The organism is Ralstonia sp. GX3-BWBA, from assembly GCF_003290055.1.
GTDB classification, from domain to species: Bacteria; Pseudomonadota; Gammaproteobacteria; order Burkholderiales; family Burkholderiaceae; genus Ralstonia; species Ralstonia holmesii.
This window is the reverse complement of sequence record NZ_QMKS01000015.1, coordinates 1-4,739: the sequence shown is the minus strand read 5'-3', so window position 1 is coordinate 4,739 and position 4,739 is coordinate 1. Positions and strand designations below refer to the sequence as shown.

The 4,739-nt window shown below is 63.4% G+C and carries 4 protein-coding genes; 3 read left to right on the top strand and 1 reads right to left on the bottom strand.

The genetic code is table 11. From position 1 onward, the window contains the following. From DOD19_RS16335 to DOD19_RS16320, 3 genes are all read left to right on the top strand, one after another. Positions 1-485 (top strand): DUF1275 family protein (locus DOD19_RS16335; RefSeq protein ID WP_112186626.1); only part of this gene is annotated, 485 nt, incomplete at its 5' end. Between the two features lie 648 nt (positions 486-1,133). Further along, the gene (gene glxR / locus DOD19_RS16325; protein ID WP_239498021.1) at positions 1,134-2,048 is read left to right on the top strand and encodes a 2-hydroxy-3-oxopropionate reductase; all 915 of its coding nucleotides are present in this window, start codon (positions 1,134-1,136) and stop codon (positions 2,046-2,048) included. Between the two features lie 65 nt (positions 2,049-2,113). Beyond that, positions 2,114-3,433, top strand: a complete 1,320-nt coding sequence (locus tag DOD19_RS16320) for a glycerate kinase (RefSeq protein WP_112186622.1) — start codon at positions 2,114-2,116, stop codon at positions 3,431-3,433. 299 nt (positions 3,434-3,732) lie between these two features. Here the strand turns inward: DOD19_RS16320 and DOD19_RS16310 are convergent. Continuing rightward, a partial coding sequence (locus tag DOD19_RS16310) for a GMC oxidoreductase (protein WP_204360070.1) occupies positions 3,733-4,739 on the bottom strand: 1,007 nt, incomplete at its 5' end.

The following is a 4,739-nucleotide window of genomic DNA, read 5'->3' as shown; positions in this document are numbered from 1 at the left end:
CGATGTTCGTGCTGGCCGTGGCGGCGACCAAGCTGGCCGTGACAGCGCTCACGCGGCGCGGGGTGGCGCCGCTGCGGCCGCTGCTGTTCGCGCAGGCCGTGCTCCTGCTGGCGTTCATGGTGGCGGGGTTGCTGGCGCTGCCAATTCAATCGGCGGATGCACCGGCCACGATTGTTGTCGGGCTCATCGGCGTTGCAGCGATGGGCGTGCAGAACGCCAAGGCGCGCATCGTGCTGTCGGAGCATGCACCCACGACCATCATGACCGGCAACACGACGCAGATCGTGATCGACGTGGTCGAACTGCTGTCGCCGGGTGGTACGCAGAAGGATGTTGCGCGCACGCGGTTGCGGAAGATGGTGCCGCCGCTGGCCGGGTTCGCCACGGGCGCGGTGCTGGGGGCGTTGGCGTTTGCAACGTTTTCGTTCTGGTGTGTGGTGCCGCCGGTGGGCATCTTGGTGGTCCTGGCTGTGATGCAGCGGTAGGTTTTGTTTCTGTGTCGTGGATGTTTTTTGCCTACGCCGGCGGCGGGCGGGTGTGGTTCAGCCCCCCTTTCGTTCCCTGCCGGGCACGACTCACTTTTCTTTGTCTTGCCAAAGAAAAGTAAGCAAAAGAAAGGCGCGCCCGAGATGGCGACTTCCCCTTGAATTTATGTCGCAGAGAGGGGAAGGGAAAAACTCGCTTCGCTCAGACAGTTTCCCTTCCTCTTTCCTCTCTGCAACAGAAATTCAAGGCGCCATCTAGGGCTCCAACGGCCACACCATCGAGCACGAGTGCAGTAGGAACCAGCAGCACAACGCGAAGCGAAGCGAGCAACACAACACCAAACAAGAGCCAGCTAGGTCAGCGCACAGATTGTGTGGCCGCACCCTGCCCTAGATGGCGCCTAGAATTTGTGTAAGCGGGCGGAAAACGGAAGGAGGCTGTTTGAGCGTAGCGAGTTTGCCTCCTTCCCCGCCCGGTTACACAAATTCAAGGAAGGGGTCGCCATCTCGGGCGCGCCTTTCTTTGCTTACTTTCTTTGGCAAGAAAAAGAAAGTGAGTCGCCCCCGGCAGGGGGTGAAAGGGAGATGAACCACCAAGGTTCAAACAAGCAAACCACCAACACATTCAAACCAAGGAGATCCCTCACCATGGCAACCACCAATCTCAACCTCGGTTTCATCGGCCTCGGCATCATGGGCGCCCCCATGGCAGGACACCTGCGCGCCGCCGGCCACACGTTGTTCGTGCACGACGTCAACCCGGCCCCGGCCGCGCTGGTGGAAGCCGGTGTGACGGTCTGCACGAGCGCCGAGGAAGTCGCCAAGCGCGCCGACATCATCTTCATCATGGTGCCGGACACGCCGCATGTTGAAGCCGTGCTGTTCAGCGAGAAGGGCGTGGCCAAGGCGCTGAAGGATGCAGGCAAGGACGTTGCAGCCGGCAAGATCGTGGTCGACATGAGCTCGATCTCGCCGATCGCGACGAAGGACTTCGCATCGCGCATCAACAAGACCGGCGCGCAATACCTGGACGCTCCGGTGTCGGGTGGCGAAGTGGGCGCGAAGGCTGCATCGCTGACGATCATGGTGGGCGGTGAGCAGGCTGCGTTCGACCGCGTTGCTCCGCTGTTTAACCTGATGGGCAAGAACATCACGCTGGTCGGCGGCAACGGCGACGGCCAGACCACCAAGGTGGCCAACCAGATCATCGTGGCGCTGAACATCCAGGCCGTGTCGGAAGCGCTGCTGTTCGCATCGAAGGCGGGCGCGGACCCGGCGAAGGTGCGTCAGGCACTGATGGGCGGTTTCGCCGCGTCGCGCATTCTCGAAGTGCACGGCGAGCGCATGGTCAAGCGTACGTTCGAGCCGGGCTTCCGCATCGAGCTGCACCAGAAGGACTTGAACCTGGCCCTGCAGGGCGCCAAGACGCTGGGCGTGGCCCTGCCGAACACGGCCACCGCGCAGGAGCTGTTCAACACCTGCGCTGCCAACGGCATGGGCAAGCAAGACCACTCGGCGCTGTGCCGCGCGATCGAGATCATGTCGAACCACGATATTGCGTAAGTTGTGTGCACTGTCGCAGCCTTCGGGCGGCGGCAGTTTTTTTTGCTGTCTCCCCGCTTTCTGCCATGCACCACGACCAGTCTGCCCAGGCCGCCCTGCGCGCTGCCTTGCCCAATCCGTCGCCGCGCGCGTTGCTCCACGGCCTGTTTGATACCGCGGTGGCTGCGGTCAGCGCTGCGCAATGCTTGCCGGCATTCCTGCCCGAACCGCCGCGTGGCCGCACCATCGTCATCGGCGCGGGCAAAGGTGCAGCCGCGATGGCCGAGGCAGTGGAGCAGCACTGGAAGGGCGAACTGTCCGGCCTGGTCGTCACGCGTTACGAGCACGGCCGCGCGCCCGGCACACAAGACCGGATTGAAGTGGTTGAAGCCTCGCACCCCGTGCCCGATGCGGCCGGCCAGCGCGCCGCGCAACGCATGGTCGGCCTGCTCGAAGGTTTGACGAAAGACGACCTCGTCCTCTGCCTGATCTCGGGCGGTGGCTCGGCCCTGCTGGCTGCACCAGCCGAGGGCCTGACGCTGGCCGACAAGCAGTCCGTCAACCGCGCGCTGCTCAAAAGCGGCGCGAGCATCGGCGAGATGAACTGCGTGCGCAAGCACCTGTCGTCGATCAAGGGCGGGCGCCTGGCGCTGGCGTGCGCACCGGCACGCGTCGAGACCCTGCTGATCTCCGATATTCCTGGCGACGACCCAACGCTCATCGCCAGCGGCCCGACGCTGCCAGACGCCACCACCTGCGCGGATGCCCTGGCCGTGATCAACAAATACGGCATCGACGTACCCGATGCAGTGCGCCGTCATCTGGAAACCGGCGCAGGCGAAACGCCCAAACCCGGCGATGCACGTTTCGAAGGCCATCGCAGCCACGTCATCGCGACAGCTCAGCACGCGCTGGAAGCGGCGGCCGCACAGGCACGCGCACTCGGTTATGAGGCGCACATCCTGTCGGACAGCATTGAAGGCGAGGCGCGCGATGTAGCCGAAGTGCACGCCGGCATCGTGCGGCAGATCGTGGCGCGCAATCAGCCGTTCACCAAGCCGTGCGTGATTCTGTCGGGCGGTGAAACCACGGTGACGGTGCGCGGTAACGGCCGCGGTGGCCGTAATGCCGAGTTTCTCCTGGCACTGGGCGTGGCGTTGGATGGCCTTCCGGGTGTGCATGCAATTTCCTGCGATACCGATGGCATCGATGGCTCGGAAGACAACGCTGGAGCGATCCTGACACCGGATAGCCTGGCGCGTGCTGAAACGCTTGGGTTGAAGCCGAAGCAATGGCTCGACAACAACGACGGGTATGGGTTCTTTAATGCGTTGGGCGATTTGATTGTGACTGGGCCGACGCGGACTAATGTGAATGATTTTCGGGCGATTTTGATTACTGCTTGACGTTGGACTGGACGAGGGATGGGTTGATGTTTGTGGTGCATCCCTTGTTTCATCCCCTGCCGGGGCTGACTCACTTTCTTTGTCTTGCCAAAGAAAGTAAGCAAAGAAAGGCGCGCCCGAGATGGCGACTTCCCCTTGAATTTATGTCGCAGAGAGGGGAAGGGAAAAACTCGCTTCGCTCAGACAGTTTCCCTTCCTTTTCCTCTCTGCAACAGAAATTCAAGGCGCCATCTAGGGCTCCAACGGCCACACCGTCGGTGTGCGGAGGGCGACGCTACGGTTCATCGCCCTGGTCGTTTTTAGTGCACCTCGGCCGGTGCTGCTTGCGCCGGGATGCTGCTCACCACATTCAGCGTCGGGCGTCCGCCTTGGCGCATGAGGTCGGCAGCGCGCTCGGCGATCATGATGATGGGGGCGTTGGTGTTGCCGCCGATCAGCGTGGGCATGACCGAGCCGTCGATCACGCGCAGGCCCGTGAGGCCGCGCACGCGCAGTTCCGGGTCGACCACGGCCATGGCGTCGTCCGCACTGCCCATCTTGCAGGTGCCGACGGGGTGGTAAATGGTGTCGGCGTGCTGGCGGATCAGCGCACGCACGGCTTCGTCGTCGGAGCCATCGCCGCGGATGTTCCCGGAATACAACTCACGCCCGCCTAGATCGGCCAGCGGCCGTTGCGCGAAGATGCTCTTCACGGCGCGGAAGCCGGCAAGCATGCCGTTCATGTCGTCGGGGTCGGATAGGAAACGCGGATCGATCAGCGGTGCGTCGCGCGTGTCGGCGGTGGCCAGGCGCACTTCACCACGGCTCTTTGGGCGCAGCACGCACACGTGGCATGAATAGCCGTGGCCGTAGTTGAACGTGCGGTTATGGTTGTCGGCCATGGCCACCACGAAGTGCAGTTGCAGATCGGGATCGGCCAGATCGGGCCGGCTCTTGATGAAGCCGCCGGCTTCGGCAAAGTTGGTCGTCAGCATGCCGCGACGCTCGCGCCGGTAGCGCAGGATCTGGCCCAGCATGTGGGCGCTGCCGCGCGCGGAATAGCCGATCAAATCCAGGTTGAAGACTTTCTTGTGCAGGATGATGTCGAGGTGATCCTGCAGGTTCTGGCCGACGCCGGGCAGGTCGTGCACGACAGGAATGCCAAGCGAGCGCAGATGCTCCGCTGGGCCCACGCCCGAGGCCATCAGCAACTGCGGCGACCCGAACGCCCCTGATGAGACGATCACCTCGCGACGTGCGCGCAGCGTTTCAGTGCGCCCGCCGCGCTCCACCGTCACGCCTGCCGCGCGCTTGCCCTCAAAGACGA